This is a genomic window from Streptomyces sp. NPDC056061, from assembly GCF_042266885.1.
GTDB lineage: Bacteria > Actinomycetota > Actinomycetes > Streptomycetales > Streptomycetaceae > Streptomyces.
Genome location: NZ_JBHJWQ010000021.1, coordinates 1 through 14,456 on the forward strand (window position 1 = coordinate 1; position 14,456 = coordinate 14,456).

Consider the following 14,456-nt stretch of genomic DNA (forward strand, 5'->3'; position numbering starts at 1 on the left):
CCGCACGCCCGCGGACCTGACAGCTTTCCTCACCCCGGAAGCCGCCCAGCACAAGATCAAATCCGCATGTTGATTCTCTGCGCTCCCTAACGACCCGGGGAGCAATAGGGAGTGGATCAGCGAGCGGCGTCATGCGGCTTCGAATCCAAGGCGGAGGAGGGAGGCGGATGGGGTCTCCTCTGCTCGAACGCAGCTGAGAGCTTGGGGAAGGAGCGTCGGTGACCGACGACAACGCGGGAGGCGGAGTCGCAGGGCGTCGGGAGCCCGCTCCCTCTTGCTCCCCAGGTCGTAAGGGCTGTCCCGTGACCGGCAATGTCCGCCGCGACGGGAAGGGGTCACCGGCCGCGAGGCCCGGTCCGGTGCCCCGCCGGTTCAGTCCCCCGCCGGGCCCTCCGGCCCGTGCGGGTCCTTGCGCACGTCCGTGTCCGGCCCCTTGTCCGGTTCCTTGTCGCGACTCGGCTGGAGTCTCGACTTCACGTCCTCCGGCGGCAGGAACCGCGACCAGCGCTCCGGGAACTCGGACGGCATGTAGGGGCTGTCGACCTCGTCGTCGCCCTCCTCGTCGTCGCCGTCGTCCCCGGCCGCGCGCCGCGCCCGCGAACGCGCCACCAGCTCCGCGGCCTGGGCCGCCCGCACCCGGTCGTTGGCCGCACGCGCCGCGGCCGTCGCCAGCGAGGGCCACACCCGGTCGATGGCGGCGTTGACCGCCGCGCCGACCAGCACCGCGAACGCGGAGACGCCGATCCACAGCAGGACCGCGATCGGGGCCGCCAGCGAGCCGTAGATGGTGGGCCCCTCGACCGTGCTGGTGAGGTAGATCCGCAGCAGGAAGCTGCCGAGCACCCACATCGCGAGCGCCACCAGCGCACCCGGCATGTCCTCTATCCACGGCGAACGGACCGGCACGGACACGTGGTAGAGCGTCGTCAGGAAGGCGATCGACAGGAGGATCACCAGGGGCCAGTACAGGACGCTGATGATCTCGGTGCCCCACGGCACGAACTCCACGACCCGGTCCGGGCCGACCACGAGCAGCGGCAGTACGACGGCGCCGAGCAGCAACGCGACCACGTAGAGCAGGAAGGCGAGCAGCCGGGTCTTGACGATGCCGCGCTGGCCGTCGAGGCCGTACATCACGGTGATCGTGTCGATGAAGACGTTGACCGCGCGGGAGCCGGACCAGAGCGCGATCGCGAAGCCGATCGAGATGACGTCGGGCCGCGCCCCGGTGGTGACGTCCGCCAGGAGCGGCTTGGCGAAGTCGTTCACGCCCCGCTCACTGAGCACCGTCTGCGCGGCGTTGAGGATGTTGCGCTCGATGGAGGCGACCGTGGTGGTGCTGGTCCATTCGTCGACGTAACCGAGCAGCCCGATCAGGCCGAGGAGCAGCGGGGGCAGGGACAGCAGGGTGAAGAACGCCGCCTCGGCCGCGAGCCCGAGAATGCGGTACTCCATGCACGAGTTGACGGTGTCCTTGAGCAATTGCCAGACCATCTGCCGCTTGGACACGTTGCGGTAGAGGGCCCGGGCACGGTGGAGCCGCCCCGATGGCCGCTCGGGTGTTTCGTTTGCTGCCTGCACGTCTTTACCGTATCGGCATGGCACCCTCCACCCACACCGTGTCCAATCAGGCACCGCCGCTGGTCGGCTACGACGTCTTCGCCGCCGACCTCGCCCTCTCCGAGGCGGTGCGGCGTCATCTGCCGTCCGAACTCCTGGCCGCGGCCAGGGCCGAGCTCGGCGAGCTCGGCAGGGCCGCGGGGTCCGCGCAGGCGCAGGCGTGGGGAGCGCAGGCGAATGAGAATCCGCCGGTGCTGCGTTCCCACGACCGCTACGGTCACCGCATCGACGAGGTCGAGTTCCATCCGTCCTGGCACCGGCTGCTGGGGCACGCGGTCGGCGCCGGTCTGACCGGTGCGTGGAGTCGGCCGGGCGGTCATGTCCGGCGGGCAGCCGGCTTCCTGGTGTGGACGCAGGCCGAGGCGGGCCACGGCTGCCCGCTGTCGATGACGCACGCGGCGGTGCCGGCGCTGCGGACCGATCCGGCGCTGGCCGCCGAGTGGGAACCGCTGCTCACCTCGACGGTGTACGAGCAGGGGCTGCGGCCGGCTGCGCGGAAGGCCGGGGTGCTGTTCGGGATGGGCATGACGGAGAAGCAGGGCGGCACCGACGTCCGCTCCAACACGACCCGGGCCGAGCCGCTGTCCGCCGACGACGCGTACCTGCTCACCGGGCACAAGTGGTTCTGCTCCGCGCCGATGTCCGACGCGTTCCTGGTCCTGGCGCAGGCGCCGGACGGCCCGACCTGCTTCCTGCTGCCGCGGGTACTGCCGGACGGCACCCGCAACCCGTTCGCGATCCAGCGGCTGAAGGACAAGCTGGGCAACCGGTCGAACGCCTCGGCCGAGGTCGAGTTCGACGGGACGTGGGCGCGCCGGGTCGGTGGGGAGGGGCGCGGGGTGCGCACCATCATCGAGATGGTGGCGGCGACCCGGGTGGACTGCGTGACCGGTTCGGCCGCGCTGATGCGGCAGGCGGTGGCGCAGGCGATCCACCACTGCACCTACCGCAGTGTGTTCGGCGGGGTGCTGGTCGAAAAGCCGCTGATGCGCAACGTGCTGGCCGACCTGGCGTTGGAGTCGGAGGCCGCGACGGTCCTGGCGATGCGGTTGGCCGCGGCCTACGACGCGGACACCGAGAGCGAGCGGGCCTTCCTGCGGATCGCGGTGCCCGCGGCGAAGTACTGGGTCACCAAGCGGTGCGCGCCGGTGGTGGCCGAGGCCCTGGAGTGCCTGGGCGGCAACGGCTACGTCGAGGAGTCGGGGATGCCCCGGCTGCTCCGGGAGGCGCCGCTCAACTCGATCTGGGAGGGCTCGGGGAACGTCCAGGCGCTCGACGTGCTGCGGGCGCTGCGGCGAGAACCGTCGGCGCTCGACGCGTTCCTCCGGGAGGTCGGCAGGGCGCGGGGAGCCGATCACCGGCTGGACGGCGCGATCAGGGGCATGCTGACGGAGCTGGCGGATCTGGAGGGGATCGAGGCGCGGGCCCGTCGGCTGGTCGAGCGGATGGCCCTGGTGCTCCAAGGGGCGCTGCTGGTCCGGTGGGCTCCGCCGGAGGTCGCCGACGCGTTCTGCGCGTCGCGCCTGGGCGGGGACGGGGGCGCGGCGTTCGGTACGTTGCCGCACAGTCTCGACCTGGCCGCGGTGGTGGAACGGGCCCGGCCCGTCGAGCGCGGGACGCCCTGACCGGGTCTGCCCGGGACCGTCGTCCGGGACGCTGCGCGGGATGCGTTTCCGGCCACGCCGAGGGCGGCGGGGCGACACGCGCGGGAGAGCGACGGAGGGTGGTGCTGCGCCGACACGGCACCACCCTCCACGCGGTACACACCGCTCGGCGGGGCACAGGCGCCGCCACACGGTGTTCTGTCACTCTCGTACGGACCCGCACCCTCTCGCCAGAGTTGCAAAGGGTTGCAGCCATTATGTGGAGAGCACAGTATCGGGCCCCCCGGCGGGGCAGTATGGGCCGGCTGGTCATCGGGCCGGCCCTGGCGTTGGGGGTACGAGAGTGGATGCACGCGCTGCCGAGGTGACACGTTCGGCGGTCCCGAAATCCGCCCGGGACCTGCGCGGGACCCACCTGGCCAGGGAGGCGAGGCTCGCGGGCGATCCCTCGCCGACCGCCCCGCGCGCCGAGATCGGCGCCTCCTGGGACCGGGTGCTGCGCAGCGGCCTCGATCCCGACCAGTCCACCGAGAGCGTGCTGCTCCAGCGGGACGAGGTCGAGCGCCGGCGCCGCATGTCGGCACTGGGCGAGGTGATGCCGCTGCTGAACGAGAGTCTGGTGTCGCTGGCGGATGCCACCCAGCAGATCGTGGTGATCACGGATGTGGAGGGGAGGGTGCTGTGGCGCCGCGGCAACACGAGGGTGCTGCGCCGGGCGGACAGCATCTGCCTGGCCGAGGGGGCGACATGGGCGGAGGAGAGTACGGGGACGAACGCGATCGGTACGGCGCTGGTCTCGCGCGCACCGGTCCAGGTCCATTCGTCGGAACACTTCGTGCGCCGGCTGCACGACTGGACGTGCGCGGCGGCCCCGGTCCGTGATCCGCGGGACGGCAGGCTGATGGGGATCGTCGACATGAGCGGTCCGGCGTCCGGCTTCCATCCGACCTCGCTGGCGCTGGTCGGTTCGGTGGCCAGGCTGGCCGAGAGCGAGCTGCGCAACCGGCACCTGCGGGCCATCGACCGGCTGCGTTCGGTGGCGGCGCCGCTGTTGTGCCGGCTGAGCGGCCGGGCCGCGGCGGTGGACGTGCACGGCTGGCTGGCCGCGGTGACCGGGATGCCTCCGGTGGAGCGGCTGCCGCTGCCCAAGTCGATGCGGCCGGGCCGGGTCTGGCTGCCGTCGCTCGGCATGTGCGAGGTGGAGCCGCTGCCCGGGGGCTGGCTGGTGCGGGTCGCGGACGGGCCCGGGGACGGGCCGCGGCAGCGGGTGGTGCTGGACCTCAGCCGGCCGCACCGGCTCTCGGTCAGCGTGGTGGGTTCCGTGGGCACGTGGACGCAGCGGCTCTCGCCGCGCCACGCGGAGTTGCTGTACGCCCTGGCGCTGCACCGCGAGGGGCGCACGGCCTCCGAGCTGGCGCAGGACGTCTTCGGCGACGCGACCCGGACGGTGACGGTGCGGGCGGAGATCTCACGGATCCGGCGCCATCTCGCGGAGGTGCTGGCGCACCGCCCGTACCGCTTCGGCGAGGGGGTCGAGGTGGAGGTGATCCACCCCGATCAGCCGGCCGATCTGCTGCCGCGTTCGACGGCCCCGGTGGTGGTCGCGGCGCGCACCGCCTGAGTGGGCGGCGCACGGGGGTCCGGGGCGGCGCGGCCCGGACCTCGTGCCGTGCCGGGCCGCCCGGCGGCGGACCGGCTTGGGCGCGGGGCGCGCGGCATGGTTCCCTGGCAGCCATGAACAGCCCCGCGCACAGCAGCACCACCGTCGACGCCACCACCGTCGCCGCTCCCACTGTCGAGGTGACCGTCTGGTCCCTGGAACAGACCTCCCCCGACGACCTGCGTCCCGCCGCGGTCCCCGGGGGCGAGGTGCGGATCGTACGGTCCGCGGTGCCGTCGCCCGAGTTCAGCCGGTTCCTGTACACGGCGGTCGGCGGCGACATCCGGTGGACGGACCGGCTCGCGATGACCTACGCGCAGTGGCAGGAGACGCTGGACCGTCCGGGGGCGGAGACCTGGGTGGCGTACGAGAACGGCACCCCGGCCGGGTACATCGAGCTGGACCCGCAGGAGGACGGCGTGGTCGAGATCATGTACTTCGGGCTGATACCCGCCTTCCGGGGGCGCGGGCTCGGCGGGCACCTGCTGTCGTACGGGGTCGCCCGTGCCTGGGACCTGGCGGAGCGCTGGCCGGAGCGGGCACCGACGAGGCGGGTGTGGTTGCACACCTGCTCCGACGACGGTCCGCACGCCATGGACAACTACGTGCGGCGGGGCTTCCGGCTCTTCGACACGAAGGTGGAGCTGGGGCCGGCGATCGCGACTCCGGGGCCGTGGCCGGGGGCGGACCGGTAGGTACGGCCGGACCGGGCGATTGCCGTCATTACCGGGCACGACGAGCCGCACGCGGGGAGTGACCGGAAGCATAGCGTCTCGCATGGCGGGACATTCGCGTCCGCATCATGGATCGTGGTGGACTGGCCCGAGATCCGCGTGCCACGCTTTCGCCATGTCCGGAACTGGAATCGCCTTGGTGAGTCGACGCCACGTCGACCTCGGCCGCATGTCCAGCGCCATCTGTCCGGTGAGCTGAGAGTCCCAGCACCGCCGCGTTCCGCCGCTTCCCCGCGCCCCTCCGCATCTCCTGCGCACCGCCATGCCTCACCGCGAGTGTGCAGGTCAGAGCCGCCCTCCCGCAGTCCCGAAGGACGTATCGTCATGGCCGCCAGCCCGGATCAGCCCACGACCGCCACGCCCCGCCGCAAGGCCGGACGCCACCGTGGTGAGGGACAGTGGGCCGTCGGACACCACACTCCGCTCAACGGCAACGAGCAATTCAAGAAGGACGACGACGGTCTCAATGTGCGGACACGCATTGAGACGATCTACGCCAAGCGCGGATTCGACTCGATCGACCCCAACGACCTGCGCGGGCGCATGCGTTGGTGGGGTCTGTACACCCAGCGCAAGCCCGGGATCGACGGCGGGAAGACAGCCGTCCTGGCCCCGGAGGAACTGGACGACAGGTACTTCATGCTGCGGGTGCGCGTCGACGGCGGCCGGCTCACCACCGCGCAGCTGCGGGTGATCGGCGAGGTTTCGCAGCAGTACGCGCGCGGCACCGCGGACATCACCGACCGGCAGAACATCCAGCTGCACTGGATCCGCATCGAGGATGTCCCGGCGATCTGGGAGAAGCTGGAGGCCGTCGGGCTCTCCACCACCGAGGCGTGCGGCGACTGCCCCCGCGTGATCATCGGCTCCCCGGTGGCGGGCATCGCCGCCGACGAGATCGTCGACGGCACCCCGGCGGTCGAGGAGATCCACGACCGCTACATCGGCAACAAGGAATTCTCCAACCTTCCGCGCAAGTTCAAGACCGCGATCTCCGGCTCCCCGGTCCAGGACGTGGTGCACGAGATCAACGACGTCGCGTTCGTCGGTGTGGTCCACCCCGAGCACGGTCCGGGCTTCGACGTGTGGGTGGGCGGCGGTCTCTCCACCAACCCGCGGCTCGCCGAACGGCTGGGCGCCTGGGTGCCGCTGGACGAGGTCCCGGACGTCTGGGCCGGGGTGGTCGGCATCTTCCGCGACTACGGCTACCGGCGCCTGCGCAACCGGGCGCGGCTGAAGTTCCTGATGGCCGACTGGGGTCCGGCGAAGTTCCGCCGGGTGCTGGAGGACGAGTACCTGAAGCGCCCGCTGGTCGACGGCCCCGCGCCCGAGCAGCCCAGCAGCCGCTGGCGCGACCACATCGGCGTGCACCCGCAGAACGACGGCCGCTTCTACGTCGGGTTCGCCCCCCGGGTCGGACGGGTGGACGGCTCCACCCTGGCCACGATCGCCGATCTCGCCGCCGCACACGGCTCGGACCGGCTGCGCACCACCGTCGAGCAGAAGATGATCGTTCTCGACGTGGCCGAGGACCGGGTGGAATCGCTGGTCGCGGGTTTGGAGGCGCTCGGCTTCCAGGTGAGTCCGTCGCCGTTCAGGCGGGGCACGATGGCCTGCACGGGCATCGAGTTCTGCAAGCTGGCGATCGTCGAGACGAAGGGGCGCGGCGCCCGGCTGATCGACGAACTGGAGCGCCGGCTCCCGGACTTCGACGAGCCGCTCACCATCAACCTCAACGGCTGCCCCAACGCCTGCGCCCGCATCCAGACCGCCGACATCGGCCTCAAGGGCCAGCTCGTGCTGGACGCCGACGGCAACCAGGTGGAGGGCTACCAGGTCCACCTGGGCGGCGCGCTGGGCCTGGAGGCCGGCTTCGGCCGCAAGGTGCGCGGGCTGAAGGTCACCGCGGCCGAACTTCCCGACTACGTCGAGCGGGTACTCGTGCGCTACCTGGCGGAGCGCACGGACGGCGAGCGGTTCGCCACCTGGGCGGCACGGGCCGGGGCGGAGTCGCTGTCATGAGCGAACGCGCCGCGCCGTTCCACTGCCCGTACTGCGGCGACGAGGACCTGCGCCCGCACGAGAGCGGGCACGGCGCCTGGGAATGCGCCTCCTGCAACCGTGCGTTCCAGCTCAGGTTCCTGGGCCTGCTGAGCCGGGGGCTCCGGCACGACGACGTGGAGGGGGACCGGATATGACGCATGGTCATATCGGCGGCGCGACCGCCGAGGAGCTGCGGGAGATCGCCGGGCGGGCCGGGCGGGAGCTGGAGGACGCCTCCGCGACGGAGATCCTCCGCTGGGCCGTCGACGCGTTCGGCGCGGGGTTCTGCGTCACCTCGTCCATGGAGGACGCGGTCGTCGCGCACCTCGCCTCGCGCGTCCGTCCCGGCGTCGACGTGGTCTTCCTCGACACCGGGTACCACTTCCCCGAGACGCTCGGCACCCGCGACGCGGTCGAGGCGGTGATGGACGTCCGCGTCCTCACCCTCACCCCGCGGCAGACCGTCGCCGAGCAGGACGCCGAGTACGGGCCGAAGCTGCACGACCGCGACCCCGACCTGTGCTGTCGGCTGCGCAAGGTCCAGCCCCTCCGGGAGGGGCTGACCGGGTACACGGCCTGGGCGACCGGGCTGCGCCGCGACGAATCCCCCACCCGGGCGAACACCCCGGTCGTCGGCTGGGACGAGAAGCGGCGCAAGGTCAAGGTCTCCCCCATCGCCCGCTGGACCCAGGACGACGTCGACGCGTACGTCGCCGAGCACGGCGTCCTCACCAACCCGCTGCTGATGGACGGCTACGCGTCCGTCGGCTGCGCGCCCTGCACCCGCCGGGTGTCGGCGGGCGAGGACGCCCGCGCCGGACGCTGGGCGGGCCGGGGCAAGACCGAGTGCGGGCTGCACGACTGATGACGACTGATCAGGAGACTTCGATGAGCGTGACGGAGACGGGAGCCACCATCTGGCTCACCGGTCTGCCGAGCGCGGGCAAGACCACCATCGCCTACGAACTCGCCGGGCGGCTGCGCGGCGAGGGCCACCGCGTGGAGGTGCTCGACGGCGACGAGATCCGGGAGTTCCTCTCCGCCGGTCTCGGCTTCTCCCGCGAGGACCGCCACACCAACGTGCAGCGGATCGGCTTCGTCGCCGAACTCCTCGCGGCCAACGGCGTGAAGGTGCTGGTCCCGGTCATCGCCCCGTACGCGGACAGCCGCGACGCGGTCCGCACCCGGCACCGGGCGGAGGGCACCCCGTACCTGGAGGTGCACGTCGCGACCCCGGTCGAGGTGTGCTCGGAACGCGATGTGAAGGGGCTCTACGCCAAGCAGGCGGCGGGCGAGATCAGCGGGCTGACCGGGGTCGACGACCCGTACGAGGCGCCGGAGTCGCCGGATCTGCGGATCGAGTCGCACCGGCAGACCGTGCAGGAGTCCGCGGCGGAGCTGTACGCGCTGCTGAGCGAGAGGGGCGCGGTGTGACGACCGTCGCGAACGTGTCGGAGGGAACCGGCAGTCCGTACGCACTGAGCCATCTGGACTCCCTGGAGTCCGAGGCGGTGCACATCTTCCGCGAGGTGGCGGGCGAGTTCGAGCGGCCGGTGATCCTGTTCTCCGGCGGCAAGGACTCCATCGTGATGCTGCACCTGGCGCTCAAGGCGTTCGCGCCCGCGCCGGTGCCGTTCGCGCTGCTGCACGTCGACACCGGGCACAACTTCCCGGAAGTGCTGGAGTATCGCGACCGTACGGTGGCCCGGCACGGGCTGCGGCTGCACGTCGCCTCGGTCCAGGAGTACATCGACGCCGGGAAGCTCCGCGAGCGTCCCGACGGCACCCGCAACCCGCTCCAGACCGTGCCGCTGACCGAGGCCATCCAGCAGCACCGTTTCGACGCGGTGTTCGGCGGCGGGCGCCGCGACGAGGAGAAGGCGCGCGCCAAGGAACGGGTGTTCTCGCTGCGCGACGAGTTCTCCCAGTGGAACCCGCGCCGCCAGCGCCCCGAACTCTGGCAGCTCTACAACGGCCGGCACGCCCCCGGCGAGCACGTCCGGGTGTTCCCGATCTCCAACTGGACCGAGCTGGACGTCTGGCAGTACATCGCCCGCGAGGGCATCGAGCTGCCGGAGATCTACTTCGCCCATGAGCGCGAGGTCTTCGCCCGCTCCGGGATGTGGCTGACCGCGGGCGACTGGGGCGGCCCCAAGGAGGGCGAGCGGGTCGAGAACCGGCAGGTCCGCTACCGCACGGTCGGCGACATGTCCTGCACCGGCGCCGTCGACTCGGACGCGACCACGCTCGACGCCGTCATCGCCGAGATCGCCGCCTCCCGGCTCACCGAACGGGGCGCGACGCGCGCCGACGACAAGCTGTCCGAGGCCGCGATGGAAGACCGCAAGCGCGAGGGGTACTTCTGAGATGACCACGTCCACCCGGAGCACAGAGCAGTTGTCGGCGACCACTCTGCTGCGGTTCGCCACCGCGGGGTCCGTCGACGACGGCAAGTCCACTCTCGTGGGGCGTCTGCTGCACGACTCCAAGTCGATCCTCGCGGACCAGTTGGAAGCCGTCGAGCACGCCTCCCGCAACCGCGGCCAGGAAGCGCCCGACCTGGCGCTGCTGACCGACGGGCTGCGGGCCGAGCGCGAGCAGGGCATCACCATCGACGTGGCCTACCGCTACTTCGCGACGACCCGCCGCCGGTTCATCCTCGCCGACACCCCGGGCCATGTGCAGTACACCCGGAACATGGTCACGGGCGCGTCGACGGCCGAACTCGCCGTCGTCCTCGTCGACGCCCGCAACGGCGTCGTCGAGCAGACCCGCCGCCACGCCGCCGTCGCCGCCCTGCTGCGCGTCCCGCACGTCGTCCTCGCCGTCAACAAGATGGACCTCGTCGGCTACGCCGAGCCCGTCTTCGCCGCCATCGCCGAGGAGTTCACCGCGTACGCGGCCTCGCTCGGTGTCCCGGAGATCACCGCGATACCGATCTCCGCGCTGGTCGGCGACAACGTCGTGGAACCGTCCGCGCACATGGGCTGGTACGGCGGTCCGACCGTCCTGGAGTACCTGGAGACGGTGCCGGTCAGCCACGACCTGACCACCTGCCACGCCCGCTTCCCGGTCCAGTACGTGATCCGGCCGCAGACCGCGGAGCACCCCGACTACCGGGGCTACGCGGGCCAGATCGCGGCCGGGGCGTTCCGCGTCGGCGAGGCGGTGACGGTCCTGCCGTCCGGCCGTACGTCGACGATCAGCGCGATCGACGCGCTCGGCGAGAGCGTCGACATCGCGTGGGCCCCGCAGTCGGTGACGCTCCGGCTGGCCGACGACATCGACGTCTCGCGCGGCGACCTCGTCGCGCCGTCCGCCGACGCTCCGGCGGTGACCCAGGACGTCGAGGCGACCGTCTGCCACGTCGCCGACGAGCCGCTCGCCGTGGGCCGCCGGGTGCTGATCAAGCACACCACCCGCACCGTCAAGGCGATCGTCAAGGACATCCCCTCGCGCCTCACGCTGGACGACCTCTCCCAGCACCCGGCGCCCGGCCGGCTCGTCGCCAACGACATCGGCCGGGTGGTCCTGCGCACCGCGGAACCGCTCGCGCTGGACTCCTACGCGGACTCCCGGCGCACCGGATCGTTCCTGCTGATCGATCCGGCGGACGGCACCACGCTCACGGCCGGCATGGCGGGCGCCTCCTTCGCCACCGCGGCCGGGACCGGGGCGGCGGCCGACGACGCCGGATGGGACTTCTGATGGGCATCGACGTCTACTCCACGTTCGCGAAGGAGGGCGGCCGCGTCGGCAGCGGCGCCCTCGGCAGCGGCCAGGGCGGGGTCGCACGATGTGCGCGATGACGTACGCGCACCGCACGCGCGCCCACTCGCACCTTCCGCACCACCGGTTCAGACGAAGCCCTGCCGACCACCCGGCCGCGTCCCCGTAGGCCCCCGCGACTCCTGCGGTTTTCGAGGGACATGAGCACCGGGCCGACGAGAGGAACACCTCCCGTGCCTGCCCCCCGCACCACCGCACGCCGCCTGGCCGCCGTCGCCGCCCTGCCGCTGCTCGCCGTCGCGCTCACGGCCTGCGGCTACGGCTCCGCCGCCGACGACGACTCCGACACCTCGGGCGTCGCCGCCGGTGCGAAGAAACTCTCCGCGGACACCGTGCGCATCGGCTACTTCCCCAACCTCACGCACGCGACCGCGCTCGTCGGCGACCAGGAGGGGCTCCTCCAGAAGGAACTGGGCGGCACCCGGCTCAAGACCTCGCAGTTCAACGCGGGCCCGTCCGAGATCGAGGCGCTGAACGCCGACTCGATCGACATCGGCTTCATCGGCCCGTCGCCGTCCATCAACGGCTACACCAAGTCCGGGGGCAAGAACCTGAGGATCATCGGCGGTTCGGCCTCCGGCGGGGTCAAGCTGGTCGTCGACCCGAAGAAGATCAGGACCTTGGACGACCTCAAGGGCAGGAGGATCGCCACCCCGCAGCTCGGCAACACGCAGGACGTCGCCTTCCTCAACTGGATCTCCCGAAAGGGCTGGAAGGTCGACGCCCAGAGCGGCAAGGGCGACGTCTCCGTCGTCCGCACGGACAACAAGGTGGTCCCGGACGCCTTCAGGTCCGGTTCCGTCGACGGCGCCTGGGTGCCCGAGCCCACCGCGTCCAAGCTGGTCGCGGAGGGCGGCAAGGAACTGCTCGACGAGTCCTCGCTGTGGCCGGACAACAAGTTCGTGATCACGAACATCATCGTGTCGCAGAAGTTCCTCGCCGATCACGCGGACGTCGTCGAGGCGGTGCTGCGCGGCTCGGTCAGGACCAACGAGTGGATCAACGCCAACCCCGACGAGGCGAAGGCGTCCGCCAACGCCGCCCTGAAGAAGCTGACCGGCAAGCCGCTGCCCGCCGAGATCCTCGACCCGGCGTGGAAGTCCATCCAGATCACCGACGACCCGCTGGCCGCCACGCTCGACGCCCAGGCCGAGCACGCGGTGCGTGCGGGACTTCTGGAAAAACCCGACCTCGACGGCATCTACGACCTGAAACCCCTGAACAAGGTCCTCGAAGCCGCGGGCAAGTCCAAGGTCACCGACGCCGGACTCGGCGTCAAGTAACCCCGCCCGAACCCGAATCCAGGATCCGTCCCCGAATCCGGATCCCCAGGAGGTGACGACCATGGCGACCACGCTCACCAGGGCCGAGGACCGTACCGCGGTCGGGCACGCCGCCCGCATTTCGCACGTCTCCAAGTCCTTCGGCACACCGGAGGGGCCGCAGCTCGTCCTGGACGACATCTCGCTCGATGTCGCGCCGGGCGAGTTCGTCACCCTCCTGGGGGCCTCCGGATGCGGAAAGTCCACCCTGCTCAACCTGGTGGCCGGGCTCGACCGCCCGTCCGCCGGATCCATCGAGACCCCCGGCGGGCGGCCGGCCCTCATGTTCCAGGAACACGCGCTGTTCCCGTGGCTGACCGCCGGCAAGAACATCGAACTGGCCCTGCGGCTGCGCGGCGTGCCCAAGGCGGAACGCCGCGACGAGGCGGAACGCCTGCTCGGACTCGTCCGTCTCGGCGGCGCGCACAAGAAGCGCGTGCACGAGCTCTCGGGCGGCATGCGGCAGCGTGTGGCGATGGCGAGGGCCCTCGCCCAGGACAGTCAACTGTTGCTGATGGACGAACCGTTCGCCGCGCTCGACGCCATCACCCGTGACGTGCTGCACGACGAGCTGACCCGGATCTGGCACGAGACGAACGTCTCCGTCCTCTTCGTCACGCACAACGTGCGCGAGGCGGTGCGACTCGCCCAGCGTGTCGTCCTGCTGTCGTCCCGCCCCGGCCGGATCGCCCGGGAATGGACCGTCGGCATCGAGCAGCCGCGACGCATCGAGGACAACGCGGTCGCGGAACTGTCCGTCGAGATCACCGAACAACTCCGTGGGGAGATCCGCCGCCATGGCCAGCACTGACACCGAGCCGGACGATCTGGCGGGCCTGGAGGCCGGGCTCGACGCCCTGGACTCCGTGAAGGTGCGCCGCACCCCGGTGCGCGAGGTGCTGCTGCGCAAGGTGCTGCCACCACTGCTCGCGGTGGCCCTGGTGCTCCTCGTCTGGCAGCTCCTCGTCCGGGCCCAGGTGACCGACGACTACAAGCTGCCGTCCCCGGCCGCGGTGTGGGACAGCGCGACCGACATGTGGCTCCGGGGCACACTCCTGGACGTCATCTGGACCAGCGTCTCGCGCGGCCTGCTCGGCTTCCTGCTGGCCGTGGCGATCGGGACCCCGCTGGGGCTGCTGGTCGCCCGGGTGAGGACGGTCCGGGCGGCGATCGGCCCCATCCTGTCCGGGCTGCAGTCCCTCCCCTCGGTCGCCTGGGTGGCCCCCGCCGTGATCTGGCTCGGGCTCGACGACCGGATGATGTACGCGGTGATCCTGCTGGGGGCCGTGCCCTCGGTCGCCAACGGGCTGGTGTCCGGCGTCGACCAGGTGCCGCCGCTGTTCCTGAGGGCGGGCCGCACCCTGGGCGCGACCGGTCTGCGCGGGACCTGGCACATCGTGCTCCCCGCCGCGCTGCCCGGCTACCTGGCCGGCCTCAAGCAGGGCTGGGCGTTCTCCTGGCGCTCGCTGATGGCCGCCGAGATCATCGCCTCCTCCCCCGATCTCGGCCTGGGTCTGGGGCAGTTGCTGGAGAACGGGCGCAACAACGCGGACATGCCCGGCATCTTCCTCGCCATCATCCTGATCCTGTTCGTCGGCATCGCGATCGACCTGCTGATCTTCAGCCCGCTGGAGCGGTGGGTGCTGCGCAGCCGCGGTCTCCTCGTCAAGAACTGAGCCACGCC

At 71.5% G+C, this 14,456-nt stretch carries 14 protein-coding genes; 13 read left to right on the top strand and 1 reads right to left on the bottom strand.

All coding sequences use genetic code 11. The annotated features are described in order from the left end of the window. Nucleotides 1-372 precede the first annotated feature (372 nt). Nucleotides 373-1,581, bottom strand: coding sequence for a YihY/virulence factor BrkB family protein (locus ACFC79_RS26085; protein WP_376244408.1), 1,209 nt, complete (start codon nt 1,579-1,581; stop codon nt 373-375). Nucleotides 1,582-1,598: 17 nt separating this feature from the next. Here ACFC79_RS26085 and ACFC79_RS26090 point away from each other — a divergent pair, with 17 nt between their 5' ends. From ACFC79_RS26090 to ACFC79_RS26150, 13 genes are all read left to right on the top strand, one after another. After that, on the top strand, nt 1,599-3,245 hold the full coding sequence (locus ACFC79_RS26090; protein WP_376244411.1) for an acyl-CoA dehydrogenase family protein: 1,647 nt from the start codon (nt 1,599-1,601) through the stop codon (nt 3,243-3,245). Nucleotides 3,246-3,624: 379 nt separating this feature from the next. Further along, entirely contained in the window at nt 3,625-4,845 is a 1,221-nt protein-coding gene (locus ACFC79_RS26095; RefSeq protein WP_376244706.1) for a GAF domain-containing protein, read from the top strand. A 113-nt stretch (nt 4,846-4,958) separates the two neighbouring features. After that, nucleotides 4,959-5,579, top strand: a complete 621-nt coding sequence (locus tag ACFC79_RS26100; RefSeq protein ID WP_376244414.1) for a GNAT family N-acetyltransferase — start codon at nt 4,959-4,961, stop codon at nt 5,577-5,579. Between the two features lie 154 nt (nt 5,580-5,733). Further along, complete coding sequence (locus tag ACFC79_RS26105) at nt 5,734-5,817, top strand: putative leader peptide (protein ID WP_309474722.1); 84 nt, start codon at nt 5,734-5,736, stop codon at nt 5,815-5,817. A gap of 125 nt (nt 5,818-5,942) precedes the next feature. Further along, a complete protein-coding gene (locus tag ACFC79_RS26110) occupies nt 5,943-7,640 on the top strand; it encodes a nitrite/sulfite reductase (RefSeq protein WP_376244416.1) in 1,698 nt (565 codons plus the stop codon). Next, nucleotides 7,637-7,816, top strand: coding sequence for a hypothetical protein (locus ACFC79_RS26115; protein ID WP_376244419.1), 180 nt, complete (start codon nt 7,637-7,639; stop codon nt 7,814-7,816). The genes ACFC79_RS26110 and ACFC79_RS26115 overlap by 4 nt, the downstream gene beginning before the upstream one ends. Beyond that, on the top strand, nt 7,813-8,526 hold the full coding sequence (locus ACFC79_RS26120; RefSeq protein WP_376244422.1) for a phosphoadenylyl-sulfate reductase: 714 nt from the start codon (nt 7,813-7,815) through the stop codon (nt 8,524-8,526). Before ACFC79_RS26115 ends, ACFC79_RS26120 begins: the two co-directional genes overlap by 4 nt. Before the next feature lie 23 nt (nt 8,527-8,549). Continuing rightward, on the top strand, nt 8,550-9,095 hold the full coding sequence (gene cysC, locus ACFC79_RS26125; RefSeq protein WP_376244424.1) for an adenylyl-sulfate kinase: 546 nt from the start codon (nt 8,550-8,552) through the stop codon (nt 9,093-9,095). Next, nucleotides 9,092-10,027, top strand: coding sequence for a sulfate adenylyltransferase subunit CysD (cysD, locus tag ACFC79_RS26130; RefSeq protein ID WP_376244427.1), 936 nt, complete (start codon nt 9,092-9,094; stop codon nt 10,025-10,027). The genes cysC and cysD overlap by 4 nt, the downstream gene beginning before the upstream one ends. Nucleotide 10,028: 1 nt before the next feature. After that, nucleotides 10,029-11,369 carry a sulfate adenylyltransferase subunit 1 gene (locus ACFC79_RS26135; protein ID WP_376244430.1) on the top strand — a complete coding sequence of 447 codons (1,341 nt, stop codon included), beginning with the start codon at nt 10,029-10,031 and terminating at the stop codon, nt 11,367-11,369. 254 nt (nt 11,370-11,623) lie between these two features. Then, nucleotides 11,624-12,733 (top strand): aliphatic sulfonate ABC transporter substrate-binding protein, encoded by a 1,110-nt coding sequence (locus ACFC79_RS26140; protein ID WP_376244432.1) that lies wholly within the window; start codon nt 11,624-11,626, stop codon nt 12,731-12,733. Between the two features lie 61 nt (nt 12,734-12,794). Continuing rightward, nucleotides 12,795-13,583, top strand: a complete 789-nt coding sequence (locus ACFC79_RS26145; protein WP_376244435.1) for an ABC transporter ATP-binding protein — start codon at nt 12,795-12,797, stop codon at nt 13,581-13,583. Further along, nucleotides 13,570-14,448 (top strand): ABC transporter permease, encoded by an 879-nt coding sequence (locus ACFC79_RS26150; protein ID WP_376244438.1) that lies wholly within the window; start codon nt 13,570-13,572, stop codon nt 14,446-14,448. The genes ACFC79_RS26145 and ACFC79_RS26150 overlap by 14 nt, the downstream gene beginning before the upstream one ends. The last annotated feature ends 8 nt before the right edge of the window (nt 14,449-14,456 follow it).